Origin of the sequence: Bartonella sp. AP40SXNS (assembly GCF_042195825.1) — a bacterium.
Classification (GTDB): domain Bacteria; phylum Pseudomonadota; class Alphaproteobacteria; order Rhizobiales; family Rhizobiaceae; genus Bartonella.
In genome coordinates, this window is the sequence record NZ_JBHIPB010000003.1 from 129622 (window position 1) to 142827 (window position 13206).

General features: G+C 39.9%; 9 protein-coding genes and 2 pseudogenes. 9 read left to right on the forward strand and 2 right to left on the reverse strand.

The genetic code is table 11. The features are described from left to right. The 9 genes and pseudogenes from ACFILZ_RS03180 to ACFILZ_RS03220 form a co-directional block, all read left to right on the forward strand. Positions 1-960, forward strand: a pseudogene (locus tag ACFILZ_RS03180) (tol-pal system protein); the annotation flags it as partial. A gap of 18 nt (positions 961-978) precedes the next feature. Further along, on the forward strand, positions 979-2466 hold the full coding sequence (gene tilS, locus ACFILZ_RS03185; protein ID WP_375610268.1) for a tRNA lysidine(34) synthetase TilS: 1488 nt from the start codon (positions 979-981) through the stop codon (positions 2464-2466). Between the two features lie 114 nt (positions 2467-2580). Then, a complete protein-coding gene (ftsH, locus tag ACFILZ_RS03190; RefSeq protein ID WP_375606530.1) occupies positions 2581-4749 on the forward strand; it encodes an ATP-dependent zinc metalloprotease FtsH in 2169 nt (722 codons plus the stop codon). 550 nt (positions 4750-5299) lie between these two features. Next, on the forward strand, positions 5300-6664 hold the full coding sequence (gene glmM / locus ACFILZ_RS03195; protein ID WP_375610267.1) for a phosphoglucosamine mutase: 1365 nt from the start codon (positions 5300-5302) through the stop codon (positions 6662-6664). A 626-nt stretch (positions 6665-7290) separates the two neighbouring features. After that, on the forward strand, positions 7291-7446 hold the full coding sequence (locus ACFILZ_RS03200; RefSeq protein ID WP_375682336.1) for a hypothetical protein: 156 nt from the start codon (positions 7291-7293) through the stop codon (positions 7444-7446). 139 nt (positions 7447-7585) lie between these two features. Further along, positions 7586-7831: pseudogene (locus ACFILZ_RS03205) on the forward strand (HigA family addiction module antitoxin). A gap of 197 nt (positions 7832-8028) precedes the next feature. Then, complete coding sequence (locus ACFILZ_RS03210) at positions 8029-8217, forward strand: antitoxin VbhA family protein (protein ID WP_375610266.1); 189 nt, start codon at positions 8029-8031, stop codon at positions 8215-8217. After that, positions 8204-9721 carry a type II toxin-antitoxin system protein adenylyltransferase VbhT gene (gene vbhT / locus ACFILZ_RS03215; protein WP_375610265.1) on the forward strand — a complete coding sequence of 506 codons (1518 nt, stop codon included), beginning with the start codon at positions 8204-8206 and terminating at the stop codon, positions 9719-9721. Before ACFILZ_RS03210 ends, vbhT begins: the two co-directional genes overlap by 14 nt. 168 nt (positions 9722-9889) lie before the next feature. Beyond that, on the forward strand, positions 9890-10009 hold the full coding sequence (locus tag ACFILZ_RS03220; RefSeq protein ID WP_375610264.1) for a type II toxin-antitoxin system RelB/DinJ family antitoxin: 120 nt from the start codon (positions 9890-9892) through the stop codon (positions 10007-10009). An 823-nt stretch (positions 10010-10832) separates the two neighbouring features. On the opposite strand, the gene virB11 is transcribed toward ACFILZ_RS03220, so the two are convergent. After that, complete coding sequence (virB11, locus tag ACFILZ_RS03225) at positions 10833-11885, reverse strand: P-type DNA transfer ATPase VirB11 (protein WP_375606526.1); 1053 nt, start codon at positions 11883-11885, stop codon at positions 10833-10835. A 21-nt stretch (positions 11886-11906) separates the two neighbouring features. Further along, the gene (virB10, locus tag ACFILZ_RS03230; RefSeq protein ID WP_375610263.1) at positions 11907-13094 is read right to left on the reverse strand and encodes a type IV secretion system protein VirB10; all 1188 of its coding nucleotides are present in this window, start codon (positions 13092-13094) and stop codon (positions 11907-11909) included. Positions 13095-13206: the final 112 nt, after the last annotated feature.

Below are 13206 nucleotides of genomic sequence, written 5' to 3' on the forward strand. Positions count from 1 at the left end.
GCACCTGAAGCAGCCGATAAAGCAGCATCTGATGTGATAGAAAAAGCCACTGACGCCGTTAATAAGGCTGTTGATGCTGTGAAGAAAGCACCTGAAGCAGCTGATAAAGCAGCATCTGATGTGGAGAAAAAAGCCACTGACGCTGTTGATAAGCCTGTTGATGCAGTGAAAGAAGCACCTGAAGCAGCTGATAAAGCAGCATCTAGCGCGGCGGAAAAAGCTACTAGTGTTGCGGAGCACCAAGGGATTATTTTAGAGAATCAACAGGCTTTATTTAAAGATTATGATTTAGATAAGCTTTTGCATAAGATACGAATGGTGCTTGAGCATAACAGTTTAAAAAATGTTAACAAGCAGTTTCACGAGCTTTTTGATACAGAAGCCTCTTCTGTTTATTCTTGTTCTTTTGAAAAGTCTGCTATAGATGAAAAATCTCAGACTGTAAAGGAAGAGATGGAGCAGGACCATAGTACAGGTGACCAGACAAAGGTTGCTGCTGTGGAAGCTAAGGTGGAGAGCCATGACCATGAAAACAGTCAACCTTTTAACAAAGCGCATGAAGTAAGTGCTCCAATTGAAGCACATCAGAGTGACAATCTTTCTTCTTCTAAAGCTTTGTATAAGGAAGGGTATGATTTTATTCGTTCTGCTAACTATGTTGATGCTGAAAAAAGCTTTTGCGCTTTTCAAAATCGTTACAAAAAAGATTCTTTGAGTGATGATGCTTTATTTTGGTTGGCCGAATCTTTGTTGGGACAAAAACGCTATCATGAAGCAGCACAAGTTTATCTTACCGCATGGTATGCAGATAAAAAGAAGCTCTATACCTCCGAGATTTTACTGAAATTAGCAAGAAGTATGGTCGCTCTTGAGCCAAATAAAGACAATTGTGCTCATTTTGTGAAAAAATCAAAACGTCAACAAACATTAGCATCTGTTTTTTGTAAACCTGCAAAATAAACAGCGAGGTCGTTTTCGGTGTGCGTTAGACTGGCAAGAAATCTCTTTAAAACATCGGATTTTATTCCATGTCAGAAGTTGATTCTTGCCGTCTCAGGGGGAAGTGATTCTTTGGCTTTGATGTTTTTGGTCAAAGAGCATTTGGAAACTCTCGCATTTCCTCCAGAAATGATTGTTGTCACGGTTGATCATCAATTGCGTAAAGAATCGATGCGTGAGGCAAAAACTGTTGCGAAAATTTGTCGTGTCCATGATATTCAACATATCACTGTGCGATGGGAAGGCGAAAAGCCAAAGACGCATATTGCTTCCAGCGCGCGTGTTGCACGCTACGATCTCTTGGTTAAAGAAGCACAAAAACAAGGCGCATCAGTTATTATGACGGGCCATACACTCAATGATCAGGTTGAAACCTATCAAATGCGGTATCAACGTCTCCAAAAGAACAGAGGTGCTTTATATAGTGAAGCTGTTACCATGCGCGATGAGGTTTATGCCAGTGGTTTTGCTGGTATTTTGCGCGGTGAAGCCGAGGGTATACGTGATGAGTTTCATGCCAGAAAAACAAGAAAAAATATTTCCGAAAAAAACGATGGTCCGCTCTATGAACGTGGTTTATCCTGTATTCCGCGCGAGGCGTTGTTGCATAGAAAAGTGCGTTTGATTCGTCCACTCCTTGGTGTAAAACGCCAAACATTACGGAATTATTTACGCTTACAAGGACAAACATGGATTGATGATCCAACCAATGAAGATCGCAATTTTGAACGTGTGCGTGTGCGTCAATCTCTTTCTCCACAAAAATTGTCTTATATTGCTCAAAAAATAAATGAAGCCGCATTGCAGCGTCGTCAACACGCGCAAAATATTGCCGATTTGATCTTAGCACTGGATATTACTGTCCAACATGGACGTTGTTTCATAGCAAAGCCTGCGCTATTTTTACAGAAACATTCCAGTTTTCCTTTCGTGGTGGGGCTCTTTGCTGTGCTGATGGGAGGGGGATTTTATTTGCTCCCCAATCAGAAATTAAGCATGCTTGTTCAAAAACTCTGTCTCGATTCTCCAGAAAAGAAGCGTTTTACTTATGCGGGCTCTGTTATTGAATATAACAAGCAGGGAATTTCTTTGTGGCGTGAAGGGCGAAATATAAAAGAGGCTATCGTTGAGCCAGATAAAACTTTTATATGGGATGGGCGCTATCATATCACAAATCATGGATATGAGGCTATAAAGGTTGGAGCCGCAAATTTAGAACAGCTGAAATTTTTATTAAAAAATAGCGATTTTGAGCTTGAAAAGCCTCATTTTCCCTCTTTACAATCGCTGGTGATGATCTCAAATGACAAAGGGTGTGATATTCCAGAGTTGATTTCTCAAGCAGTTGTTCATAAAAATGTTATCATCAAGCGGATTATGGCACCTTTCGATTGGCTTTCTTCGCGAGAAGATGCTGCTGTGGTAAATGTTGTGGAACCTTTTTTTAATATTGAGGTGAAAAGATAAAGAAAAATTACTCTAAAAGAAAATAAACAGCTTCTCATCCCTTGGCAAGGGGCTGACAAGGTTATATGTTAAGGGGAACTGTTTGAAATCTATATTTGATTAAGTGGGCTGAATATGAATTCCAATTACCGCTCTCTCCTCATTTGGGGAGTTATTGCTTTGATTTTGATTGTGTCGTTTTCTTTCTTTAATGGAGATAGTCAACGTTCTGGTGGTGGAGAGGTCTCTTATTCTGAATTTTTGCAAAAAGTTGAGAATAATGAGTTGAAATCTGTGACCATTCAGGGTCAAAAATTAACAGGAAAAACCATTGAACATAGAACTATTTCAACCTATGCTCCACGAGATCCAGGTTTGATACAAAAATTGGAAAGCAAAAACGTCAATGTTAAAGCTATTCCTGAAAGCTCTGGAAATAGTATTTTCCTCAATCTCCTCTTTTCCTTATTGCCTGTTATTATTATCGTGGGGGCGTGGGTCTTTTTTATGCGGCAAATGCAAAATGGATCACGTGGTGCAATGGGGTTTGGGAAGTCAAAAGCAAGATTGCTTAATGAAGCGCAAGGACGTGTTACTTTTAAAGATGTTGCCGGTGTTGAAGAAGCAAAGCAAGATCTTCAAGAAATTGTTGAATTTTTACGCGAACCACAAAAATTTCAACGTTTAGGAGGCCGTATTCCACGCGGTGTTTTGCTTGTTGGTCCTCCAGGAACCGGTAAAACTTTGCTCGCACGCTCTGTGGCTGGTGAAGCCAATGTGCCATTCTTCACCATTTCAGGGTCTGATTTTGTTGAAATGTTTGTAGGTGTTGGGGCGAGCCGTGTGCGTGATATGTTCGAACAGGCTAAAAAAAATGCCCCTTGTATTATCTTTATCGATGAAATTGATGCTGTTGGGCGCCATCGGGGTGCAGGACTTGGAGGGGGAAACGATGAACGCGAGCAAACCTTAAATCAGTTGCTTGTTGAAATGGATGGGTTTGAGCCCAATGAAAGTATTATTCTTATTGCTGCGACAAACCGTCCTGATGTGCTTGATCCCGCTTTATTGAGACCAGGGCGTTTTGATCGGCAAGTTGTTGTGCCAAACCCTGATGTTTCTGGGCGCGAACAAATCTTGAAAGTGCATGTGCGCAATGTGCCTTTAGCGCCCAACGTTGATCTGAAGATTTTGGCAAGAGGTACACCAGGATTTTCCGGTGCGGATCTGATGAATCTGGTCAATGAAGCTGCTCTTATGGCTGCAAGCCGTAATAAAAGAGTCGTGACAATGCAAGAATTCGAAGATGCGAAAGATAAGGTGATGATGGGGGCTGAGCGTCGTTCAACCGCTATGACACAAGAAGAAAAAGAACTCACTGCCTATCACGAAGCAGGACATGCTATTGTGGCTCTTAATGTGCCAGTTGCTGATCCTGTCCACAAAGCAACAATCGTCCCAAGGGGAAGGGCCTTGGGAATGGTGATGCAATTGCCTGAAGGTGATCGCTATTCCATGAGTTATCGTTGGATGATTTCTCGTCTGGCCATTATGATGGGTGGACGTGTGGCTGAAGAATTGAAATTTGGAAAGGAAAATATCACCTCCGGTGCTTCTTCTGATATTGAACAAGCAACCAAATTAGCGCGCGCAATGATCACACGATGGGGATTTTCTGATCTGCTTGGGAATGTTGCTTATGGAGATAACCAAGATGAAGTCTTTTTGGGTCATTCTGTTGCGCGAACACAAAACGTTTCTGAAGAAACAGCGCGCATGATTGATATGGAAGTGCGTAAGCTTATTGATGATGCCTATAAAAATGCTACAGAAATTTTGAAAACAAAAAGAAAAGAATGGTTTGCTTTGGCACAAGGTTTGTTGGAATATGAGACTTTAACGGGAGCTGAAATTAACGAAGTTATTGCAGGAAAGCCTCCTTCACGCACACAGAAAGATGAGAATGCTGCACCACGGGGATCCTCTGTTCCGAAAACTGGAACAGTGAGGGTAGAGACAGCAGGCGCAGAGGAAAAAGACGCTGAAACAGCGCCTAAAATAGCAACTCATAAGGTAGAGACTGATAAACTAGAAGAGGGTAAGGCAGAGGGAGCTGTAGGGAAGAAAACAGCAAAATCCAGTGATGTTGAACCTAAGGAGCTTCAGTCTAAAAAAGTGCAATCGGATGAGACTGAGAAAAAAGCGCAAAGCACAAAAGGTACCACAAAATCAGTCAACCGCTCTAAAAGTAAAAGCAGTGCAGAAAAAAAGTCAAATACGGTGGGACATGATAAAGGAAAATAGGAGCCTTTTAAGAACGCTTGAGTGACGATGTTTTAGGAAAACTTCTAAATTTTTTGAGAAAGGCGCAAGCTTTGTTTGCGCCTTTCTTGCAATATTTGCAAAAATATGGAAGCAAAAAAATTAAGCAAAGCCGTTGTATGATGACGGCTTTAGCATGCTACAAGGCGAGGTGTACTGTTGCTTTTCTAATGTGGTAGGGGTTGTAAGGTTAGGTGATAGATTTTCTTGCTGATTTGGTAGGGTATGAGGTTTGGTGCTGAGTTTCTTTACGGATTTAGCAAGTGTGTGAGATTATCCGTTGGTTGTGTTAAAGGGATGTGTAGAGCATTTTGAGGAGATAATATTTCTTTTATGTGTGAGGGTGTAACATAATTGTTTGAGAGTGGTTTAGATGTGTAGATGGTGAATAGGGGGCTTGATTGTCTAAATGCATGAAGGTTTAAGATCAATGATCTGATTTTATACGGGGAGAGGAGGACTATTGTACCAAGGGGGCTTTTAGGGGTTTAAAAAAGTCAAAGGGAAAAAGTAGATATTAAAGGAAAGAGGTATGGTACAAAAATATTTTGGTACAGATGGAATTCGGGGGAAAGCCAATTCATTTCCGATGACACCCGATTTTGCTATGAAGGTAGGGATGGCGGTAGGGGTTTTATTCCGCTCACAACATCAATCACGTCGTGTGGTGATTGGAAAGGATACACGATTATCGGGCTATATGTTGGAAAACGCTTTGGTTTCAGGATTGACTGCTGCGGGGATGGAAGCTTTTTTATTGGGTCCAGTGCCAACACCTGCTGTTGCAATGCTTTGCCGCTCTTTGCGCGCGGATCTTGGGGTGATGATTTCTGCTTCTCATAACCCCTTCTATGATAATGGAATTAAACTTTTTGGTCCTGATGGTTTTAAGCTTTCAGATGATATGGAAGCGAAAATTGAACAATTAATCGATACAGATCTTTCAAAATCTTTAGCAAGTTCTGCCGAAATTGGTTATGCAAAACGGGTTGAAGGGGATATTTATCGTTATATTGAATATGCCAAACGAACTCTGCCGCGCGATGTTCGCTTGGATGCTGTGCGTATTGTTGTGGATTGTGCCAATGGGGCGGCTTATAAAGCGGCTCCTCGTGCTTTATGGGAATTGGGGGCTGAGGTTTTTGCTATTCATGATGAGCCAAATGGTACCAATATTAATCAAAAATGTGGGTCAACCGATTTAAGTTCTTTAAAACGAAAAGTGCATGAAGTACGTGCTGATGTGGGTATTGCTCTTGATGGAGATGGAGATCGTGTTCTCATTGTTGATGAAAAAGCACAAACGGTTGATGGAGATCAGTTGATTGCTGTAATTGCTGAAAATTGGCATAAAATGGGACGATTACGGTGCAATGGTGTTGTTACAACAATTATGTCAAATCTTGGACTAGAGCGTTTCTTGAACGGCAAAGGGTTGCACCTTGTAAGGACAAAAGTTGGAGACCGTTATGTTGTCGATGCCATGCGCCAAAAGGGATATAATGTTGGTGGTGAGGCTTCTGGGCATATTGTGCTCAGTGATTTTGGCACAACGGGTGATGGCTTGGTGGCTGCCTTGCAGGTTTTAGCCTGTATGAAAGAAAGCCAAAGTCCTATGAGCCAATTGTGTAAACGGTTTGAACCTGTACCGCAAATTTTAAAAAATTTAACGATTAAAAATAAAAATGTCCTGAAAAAAAATCCTGTTAAAACGGCTATTGATCAAGCAGAGAAAAAGTTGGGAAAAGAAGCACGCCTCGTTATCCGTGCTTCTGGAACTGAACCGGTTATCCGCCTTATGGCTGAAGGCGATGCACGAGAAGTGTTGGATGCGGTCGTAACAGAGTTGATGGATGTTATTACGCAACATGATGCACACGTGGGTGCTGTGCTTTGAGGAATCTTGAATTTTTTGAGAAAATTATCAGATCATCTTTGAATAAAGGTCTGATTTTAATGCGGGATTTTGGCAATTACAAAAGGTATGATTATTAACTCTGTTAGTGATGTAATAACGGTAATGGATACTCTATCTACGAACAAATTAAATAAAAAAGGGAAAAGTCTAATTCTAATAACTACAATGCGTATAGATTTCTCTATAGTTCGTAAAATATGAAAAATATGCCTTTTTTTGATTTTCCTTTTTCTTTTACTTATTCGTAAACCGGTTATTAGTTTAACAGAGTTTGTAGGGGGTTATTAGTGTTATTCATTCTTTTTACTCGATATACAGCGGGTGCAGCGCCCCATGAACATCAAACAGCAATGGTCATTGTGGTTATATCATCTTGATGTTTCTAGGTGCCGCTGCCAATTGGAGATATGATACGCTCCTATTACGTTTAGCTCCTCCTAATTATGAACTTATACTTTTCCAATAATTAGTAGAATAATGAGAAAGAGATGAGAATGAGCAATTTTTTCACGACAGTTCTAATGTTTATAAAGTAAAAAAAGCCGTGTGATGTAAAAATAATGAACATTTTTTGTATCTTGGAGGGGTACACTCTATATTCATTTATGATTTTAAGATTTAAACCTAAAAGGATTGAATCCTGCTATAATATTGGCACGACTAAAGGGATTAGAACCACCCATGCTCAAAAATTAAAGCGTATTCTAAGTGCTCTTGAAGGAGATGTATCGCCAAAAGATTTGAGTTATCCATCCTTTTAATTACATCTGCTAAAGGGTGATTTCAAGGATTATTAGTCAATTACTGTAAATGGAAATTGTTGCGTAATATTTCGCTTTGATAGCATAGATGTGGAAATGGTTGATTATCTGGATTGTCATCAAAAAGCAGGTCTAAACAATGATGAAGAATCCTTCACATCTCGGTGAATTATTGCGAGAAGATGTGATCAAAGAGCTTGGTTTATCCGTTAATGAAGCAGCAGAGTAGCTTGGTATATCTCGTGTAGCACTTTCTAGAGTTTTAAATGGAAAAGCCGCTATGAGTGCTAATCTTGCTATTAGGCTTGAAATGTCTGGTGTAAGCACAGCACGTGCTTGGCTTGCTATGCAAACAAATTATGATCTATCAAAAGCAATTTTTTAACAACAGTCTCATGATCAAGATTGCATAAAAGAGTTTCAAATGGCAGTTAAGTTTTTGCAACAGAGACGTATACAAGAGCTAAATCATGCGTATGAGCGTACAAGGTCAAAAGATGTAACGCGGGTAAGACAAGGAATAAAATCTTGTTTCTATAGTCTGTTTGGCTATAATAAATGTAAGCAAATGAGGGTTTTAATATGTTGAGTGAAGAGGAACTTAAGCTGCGTCGCCTCTATGCTGAAAATGCATTGGCAAGCCAACGTTTAGAGGGATTAGAGCCAGATCCGCTGGTTGTTGCACAAATGGAGCGTGTTATTATTGGAGAGCTTGAAACAAGTGATATCATCACAGATTATATGGAGAGGGTAAAACGTGGAGAAGTATAAGGGGAGCGGTGATTCTTATACTGATCCTGAAACTGGTGTGATGTATAATCGGCTTGGTATTAAAGACAAAGCCACACTGCAACGTGTAGAATCTACGATTTCTTATGTAAAATCTTTCGAATTTGTACATACTCCTATTGGTGGTAAGTTTGATCTGAATTACATGAAAGAGATTCATAGAAGACTGTTTGGTGACATATATGAATGGGCGGGACAAGTTCGTTTAGTGGATATTGCCAAAGGCAATAGTATGTTTGCTAGTTATAATCAGATTGAAAGTTATGCACCGAAGATTACAAAAAAGCTTGCAAAAGAACAGTATCTGCGTGGTCTTGGCGCTTATGACTTTAGCCAAAGGGCTGGGTATTACATGGGCGAGTTGAATGCGTTGCATCCGTTTCGAGAGGGGAATGGGCGTACTCAGCGTGAATTTATGGTGCAACTGGCTCGTGAAGCTGGTTATCATATCAACTGGAAGGGTATTGAGCGACAAGAAATGACACGTGCGTCAATTGAAGCACATTTTGGTAATTCAGAATATCTGTCTGCACTCATCTATAAGAACCTTACCAAGTTTACAGAAAATAAAAGGGATGATGTTTCTCAAGGTATTGGCAAAAATATTGCTTTTGGCGTTGATCTTAATAAAGAGTGCTTGGAACAACAAAAAGAGAAGATTGAAACTCCTTGGGATAGAGAAAAGACAAGTTTTGCTAAACGTCAAAAAGAAGAACTAGAACAATTACAAAATGATTTGAATGTTGTTGCAAAAGCAACAGAACGAGAGCCATACCTTGCGGCTTATACGGATAACTCTAATCTAGAACAGAAGGTGTTAAGTGCCCTTAGAAATAAAAAATCTTACATTGATATGTTTAAAAAATTAAACAGTCGTTTAGCATTTATTTATAGAGATCCACAAGAGGCTGCGTTTAGGATTGAGCAAACGATTTTAGCAGGTAAAGGCGATAAACTTCCTGATATTTTGGAAAGGGAACCTGATAGAGCAGGCGAACTGCGTGGGTCAGATCGTTTTATCGATAAATTGAAGGCTACAGGAAAAGAACGAAAAGAAGCGCTTTATCATGTTCCTCTTGCTGTTTCTACTATGAGAGAGCTTCAATCCTTTTATAAGAATTCTTATGAGACACATATGGATAGTGTTACACGGGAGCGTGAGCGATTGAAAGTTGAGGTTCCGTCACTTTCACAAGAAGCAGTGACTTTTATGAAAAATGTTGAAGCTGGTTGTGATAGTTATTCAAAGATACCAGAGCAGGTTAATCAAGAGTTTTTAAAGCTACAAAGTGTTTTAGATAAACGTTTTGGACATGATGCCATTCATAAATATGGTTTTGATTTATCAAAAGCAATCCCCAAAGAACAGTCTTATAATAAAGAACGCATAAAAGAGTTTCAAATGGCAGTTAAGTTTTTGCAACAGAGACAACAGAAGAAAATCAACGCAATAGCGCGTGCAAGATCAATAGATATGATACGGTAAGGGCAAGGATAAAGCCTTATACTGTATAAGCCCTATTAAGCCATACGGTAAAAGAGAGGTAATCAAAGGAGGTGTTTAATATGGGTGTGACAAAAGATGTTGTATGTGCCTGCATAGATAGGGCGTTAAAAAAAATCCGGTGAAATATTAGCAAGTTTAAGACTTACGGTGTCTGATTTCATCCGTATTGCTTTGACAAAAGTTGTTGATGAAAGAGGATTGCCGTTTGATATGTATATTCTTCATGCGAAAACGCTTAAAACTTTTGAGAAAAGTGATAAGGGTTAAGAGAAGTGACAAGGGTTAAGAGATATAGCTGAAGATAGGTAAGATTTGTTTTGTCATTTGGATATTTGATATTTCTGATCATTCACTTCAAGTTAGCTTTTCATTTACATCATTATCGTTATGGGTGTTTCCGTATATTGAATGATGTATGCAAACCGTGATTGAAATGGCAGCTTATTGAATTTCTGTGAAAGAAGAAGGCATATCGCCTGAATAATTATTTGATATTGTTTCTTTTATTGCTACTCATTCAGATGCTGGTGGTCTTATGCAAGGGTTAAGAGAAAGCCAAGGAAAGTTAGGTTTAAAAGCATAAGAGTAAAAGTGGGGGATATAAGGTTATACCTTTTTTTGGTGGTTAAAATATTCCGGTGTTGATCGAAGATATTTACAGTCAATCATCTTGAGGTAATTTGACAAAATCAGAGAGGAATGCGTTGAAGAAAATTTTTATACTGCGCCTTGATGAATATCGAAAAGAATAATAATGGATAAAGCACATAAAGCAGGATCTTGTATATTACAAGGTGCTCGTGAAGCTATTGTCTGAAGCTAAAGGTGAAGCGGATGTCATAAAATTTGGTAGCCATATCCTTGCAAACATTGATGTCAAAAAAATCAGAAAAAATATAGGGTTATAGATATCATTTTCGGCATGTTTTTGGTTTTTCTGTAAGGCGCATTCGTGATTGGAAACAAGGACGATATTCTATAGATACTTTTTCTCGTTTGTTACTTTCAATCATTGAAAATGAACCTGAAGCGATCAATTGTGCTCTTAAAAAATCTCTATTGGCATAAGAGGGGGAGGGTATCGTTTTTTTTAAAAAGCATCACGGCGCTTGAAAGGGTCGTAATAAATTTCTGTTACACGAAATTTTCCTTCCAAACGTTTACATTGGATGATGACATCTATCATCGAGATTAATAAGCCGCGGATATCGTCGCGTGCTAAATTACCACCCCCGTCACTTTCTTTGACTAAAAGGGTCATTTGTTCAAAGGCGGCGAGTGCTGTTGAGGCATGGACGGTGGTGATAGAACCTGGGTGACCGGAATTGACATTACGGATATAGTAAAAGGCTGTACCATCACGCAGCTCTTGCAAAAGAATTCTGTCGGGGCGCATACGCAATCCAGATTCAAGCAGTTCTTTTGCTCCAGCTTTTGCTAAGCCTTGATTATCTTTTGAATAAAAGAGCTGCACTTTGTTTGTGTGTGGAACGACAAGCTCGGGCGTGTCTTCTATGGTGAGAATGCGTTCATATTCAGGGATTTTTGCAATTAAAGCTTTGGAGAGGGTTGTTTTACCAGAACCGGTTTTTCCAGAGATTAAGATATTTTGTTGTGTAACAACAGCGCGTTCTAAAAATGTACAAAAGTCTTTGGCGATAAAGAGATCTGTTAGCTCTTTTTCTGTATCAGAGAGTTCACTTGCCCGTTTTGTCATTTGTTCAAGGGGGGTAAAACTAACGTTTCTGGTGACAGAAAATAGCTGGTTTTCGTGTAGACTTTCAAGAGAAAAAGTGCGTGATGAAGGTTTACGAATTGTCATGCTCATGGTGTTGGGGGCAACAGCAGGGGGCATGACAATTTGTATGCGTTCGTTATTGGGCAGTGTTGCGGAAAGAACGGGATTTTCTACACTAATTTTTTGTGTTGTGTAGGCAGCAACAACTTTCGCAATCCCTTCTAGTTCGCTGTAGGTTAGCTCTTTTAAGATGTGGGTTTGCCAACCATTTGGACCCTCAACAATCACTTCGCCTGGGCGATTGACAACAATCTCAAATAAATTCTCATCATTGAGGAAGTCATCTAAGATTTTTAATTTTGTTAAAACGATAGAGGCTCGTTCTATGTTTTTTGCTGTTGGCATAATATACTCTGAACGTGAGAATTAAAAAAAGGAATAGCCTGGTGTAGAACGCGAGAAAGCGTTTCTCTTTTTTCCTGTGATTGTTAATTTATAAACAGAGGAAAAATCGAGATCTTTTGCTACAAAGATGTTGACCAGTTCGCCTTGAAATTTTTCTAGGGTAGGAGGGATGTTGATTTGATTTTCAAGAGCAATACTGGCGGCCTCTTTTCCAGTGTTGTTTGCGCCTTCAAAACCGCCGCCTCCAGAGTTGTTTGAACCTTCTTTATTGGAATTGCCTACTATTTTATTTGTTAAAACTGTTGTGGCACCATCAATAACGGTGAGTAAAAGGGAAGAGCCAAAGCGTTCCCACCAATGGGTGTTGATGTTGCCATCAAAACCAGCTCTTCCTAAACTGTCTGTTGCGGGTGAGGCAAGGTCGATGATGACACCGGTTGGGGTTTTTGCTCTTGTCCAGAGTACAAAGAGGCGAGATTGACCTTGTTTTATCCCTCCGCGGTATTCGCCAATCACTTGAGTTCCTTTATCAAGTAAAACAACGCGACCATTGTCAGAGAGGATATCGCGGTTAATAATGCAGCTTGCAAAGCCTGGTTGCTCACTGTTTAATGCCGTTTCTAAGATACAGGGAATAGAGGTTCCCATGGCGATGATAAAGTTTCTATTGCCGATGAGTTTTGCTTTTGCTTTTGTTTCTTCTGTTTTGGTAGGCTTTAATAGGGTCGCAAAATTTTGTGTGTCTTGAAGGGCAGAGGAATTTTTCATATTGGCGAGATTTTCAAGGGTATTGAATTTTTCAAAGGGATTGAGAGTCGTGTTGACAATGTCTTTTAATTGAGACCTAGAGCCTTTGGCGAAAGCTAAAACAGGGGCGCGTCTTGCGGCATCAAGTAAGGGATCATCTTTTTTCGGTTCTTGTGCGAGTGGTTGTGGGGGTGGTAAGGTTATTGGCGCTATGTTTGCACGCGGGTCAGAGGGGACGAGCTCTAAAGGGGCGAGGGAATTGTGAAAGCTTTGTTCTTGTTTTTTATGAGCTTTTGCAGTGTCTTTTTGTTCTGTGGGGGTGGATAAGATGTTCCAGAGGACATAGCCGCAGATTCCTATACAAGCTATTGCGACAACTATTTTTTTGCCGGCGGTTTTGGCGCTATTGTTTTTGCCATCTCCAATAGATCCTCGATCTTCGATGATTGATTTATCACTCATGTTTTGTCCCCTTCAATTCCCGCTTATTTAAAGAACTGATGCAATTTTACGTTCAACAGATGGTGAGGTTGTTCCGGTATTTGGATTTGTGCCTTTTGGTTGATAGGCTTCG